General features: G+C 59.3%; 2 protein-coding genes. One reads left to right on the forward strand and one right to left on the reverse strand.

Translation table 11 applies throughout. From position 1 onward, the window contains the following. Positions 1 to 181: 181 nt before the first annotated feature. Positions 182 to 1,320 (forward strand): IS3 family transposase gene (locus tag CLV77_RS00170; RefSeq protein ID WP_100339196.1). Its coding sequence is split into 2 segments (ribosomal slippage): positions 182 to 446 and positions 446 to 1,320, totalling 1,140 coding nucleotides; the frame shifts between segments, so codons are not numbered across the junction. Positions 1,321 to 1,359: 39 nt separating this feature from the next. Here CLV77_RS00170 and CLV77_RS00175 read toward each other — a convergent pair. Then, positions 1,360 to 1,557 (reverse strand): type II toxin-antitoxin system YhaV family toxin (locus CLV77_RS00175; RefSeq protein ID WP_244901582.1); only part of this gene is annotated, 198 nt, incomplete at its 5' end.

Below are 1,557 nucleotides of genomic sequence, written 5' to 3' on the forward strand. Positions count from 1 at the left end.
TTTCAGCCCCGCCCACGGGTCAGATCTGCCGTCCGAGTGGGAATGCCCCCACGCCTCCGGGTGCTACGCCCCTCCCCTGCCCGTCTGGTCTTGATAGAGGTGGCCCGGCAAATCTGAACAGATGAGTTAGGTGGATTTTCTGCTCCCAATCCGGCAGCTTTGTCGGGACGAAGGAGCAAAGATGACAAGACGACCCAGACGGAACCACAGCCCTGCCTTCAAGGCGAAAGTCGCGTTGGCGGCGCTGAAGGGCGACAGAACGATGAGCGAGCTGGCGACGCAGTTCGACCTGCACCCAAACCAGATCAAGCAGTGGAAAGATCAGCTGCTCGATGGCGTATCGGATGTCTTCGATGACAAGCCGAGGGCATCGAAAGCTCCCCAGATCGATGTCAAAGCCTTGCATGCTAAGATCGGCCAGCTTGCGCTGGAAAACGATTTTTTAGAGGGAGCGCTCGACAAGGCCGGTCTGTTGCCGGGCGCAAGGAAATGACGAACCCGGGCCACAGGCTGAGCCTGACACGGCAGGCCGAGTTGCTGGGGATCAGCCGGGGCAGTCTCTACTATGAACCGCGCCCGACCAGCGACGCGGACCTCAAACTGATGCGCCGGATCGATGAGCTGCACATGGAATATCCGTTTGCGGGGAGCCGGATGATGAAGGGGTTGTTGCGCCAAGAAGGCTTCGCCGCCGGGCGGCTTCATGTTGCGACTTGCATGAGGACCATGGGCATCGAAGCGCTCTATCGCAGGCCGAACACGTCGAAGCCGACACCCGGTCACAAAATCTATCCGTATCTGCTGCGCAAACTGGCAATCACACGCCCCAATCAGGTCTGGGCGACAGACATTACCTACATCCCTATGGCCCGAGGGTTCGTCTATCTGGTGGCGGTTCTGGACTGGTTCAGTCGAAAAGTGTTGGCATGGCGGCTGTCGGTGACGCTTGAAACCGCACCATGCCTGGAGGCGCTGAACGAGGCGGTCCGCCGGTTCGGCAAGCCGGAGATCATGAACTCAGATCAGGGCAGCCAATTTACGTCCATCGACTTCATCAAGGCGCTGAAGGACGCGGACATCAAGATCAGCATGGACGGAAAAGGGGCTTGGCGCGACAATGTCTTCGTCGAGCGGCTCTGGCGCAGCATCAAATACGAGGAGGTCTATCTGCACGCCTACGACAGCGTGTCGGCAGCCCGAAGCGGCCTTGCCCGATACCTGACCTTCTACAACACGAGGAGACCGCATTCATCACTGAACGGGCAGACGCCCGATCAGGCATATCAGATCAAGCCGCAGCCAATCCCGGTCGCGGCATGACCGAGCGGGAAATCCACTTACGATACGGCTCGAAACTGTTCAGATGAACCGAGCCACCTCTAACGTCGCATAGGCATCCGTCTTGCTGCCGTAGGCGCGCAGGGTCTTGTCGTCGTTCACCCAGGCCACCACGATGACCTTCGCATCGCTGTTGAACCGATAGAACAGCCGATACTGCTGGAAGAATTTCGCCCGGAACCAGTGCTTGCGGTGATCGCCGAGTGTGCCGCCTTGCCG

It is taken from the genome of Brevirhabdus pacifica, from assembly GCF_002797755.1.
GTDB classification, from domain to species: Bacteria; Pseudomonadota; Alphaproteobacteria; order Rhodobacterales; family Rhodobacteraceae; genus Brevirhabdus; species Brevirhabdus pacifica.